A 1,006-nucleotide genomic window follows, 5' to 3' on the forward strand; every position below is an offset into this window, starting at 1 on the left:
AGTTCAGTATTGGTGACAGACCACCACAAGTATCCAACCTCAATTCTGTTCACAAGACCATCGTTGATGTTCTCGGCGAGCGATACCGTCGAATTTATTCTTAAAGTAGGTGCGGAATGACGGGTCATGCAACAACTTCATTCAATCAGGAGGGATTCATGGGGATAGAAAAACTCTTGGCAGTGGTTGAAACAAGCTATCAGGATCCGAATGCCGTAATCCCTCTTTCGGCACTCAGTCAGGTAATCCATGAGATTATCTGTAGCGAGCAGTCGTCGGAGTACAAAATTAATGGGTGTTACAGTGAGTTAAAGTCGCTGGTAGATGAAATCAAGCAACTTTCCCGAAAACGCCTGTTCGATAAGGTTTATGTTCTGGATTTGACGCACTATAAATCGATGGAACACGCGCTGTTGCTCAAGTTGCAAACGCTGATGAATGAACGTCAGACGTGACACTGAGACGGTATGCCGAGATAGAAACGGCCAGAAGGATCTGGCCTCCAGACTTAACCAGCTATTGTTATTGGCGATAAGCGTGTTTAATCTGTTTCAGCGTGGTGGAAAAGACTTCTGCCTGCGCGGGATCGTCGATTTGAGCGATCTGTTTTTCCATATTGATGATCACTTTTCCGGCATCAGCCTGACCGATGGCTTTTAGCAGGAGCGTAATCATTGCTTTTAAACAGGTTACTTCATCTGCCAGTGTTTCAACGGATTTGCCAGTAGAAAAATCTACGTTGCTCATGCGCTCTCCTTAACAAGCACAATATTATGGAACGCCTTATTCTGCGCTAAGCATGATGACTCATTCTCGCAGTGGGGCATTGGAATGCACGTGAGTATAACACAGTGCGTTACGTGGTGGTGTTGGATTGATTACGCTAAATAGCTGTTCCTAATACCGCTACACTTTTGCCTGTCCATGTTTTCCACTGGGAAACGGGCTGACGGTTTCCATGAAGCGGCGAACCTTGTTCAGTAACTGCCACATTGAACAGCATTGA

The 1,006-nt window shown here is 45.6% G+C and carries 3 protein-coding genes; 1 reads left to right on the forward strand and 2 read right to left on the reverse strand.

The features are described 5' to 3' along the window. The first annotated feature begins 158 nt into the window (after positions 1 to 158). A complete protein-coding gene (locus ACTBDZ_RS18115) occupies positions 159 to 455 on the forward strand; it encodes a hypothetical protein (protein WP_438816308.1) in 297 nt (98 codons plus the stop codon). 67 nt (positions 456 to 522) lie between these two features. Here ACTBDZ_RS18115 and ACTBDZ_RS18120 read toward each other — a convergent pair whose 3' ends face one another. Together ACTBDZ_RS18120 and ACTBDZ_RS18125 are read right to left on the reverse strand one after the other, a co-directional pair. Continuing rightward, positions 523 to 747 carry a DUF2594 family protein gene (locus ACTBDZ_RS18120; RefSeq protein ID WP_264625844.1) on the reverse strand — a complete coding sequence of 75 codons (225 nt, stop codon included), beginning with the start codon at positions 745 to 747 and terminating at the stop codon, positions 523 to 525. 159 nt (positions 748 to 906) lie between these two features. Continuing rightward, positions 907 to 1,006 (reverse strand): hypothetical protein (locus ACTBDZ_RS18125; RefSeq protein ID WP_438813920.1); only part of this gene is annotated, 100 nt, incomplete at its 5' end.

This window comes from Symbiopectobacterium sp. (assembly GCF_051710365.1).
Classification (GTDB): Bacteria; Pseudomonadota; Gammaproteobacteria; order Enterobacterales; family Enterobacteriaceae; genus Symbiopectobacterium.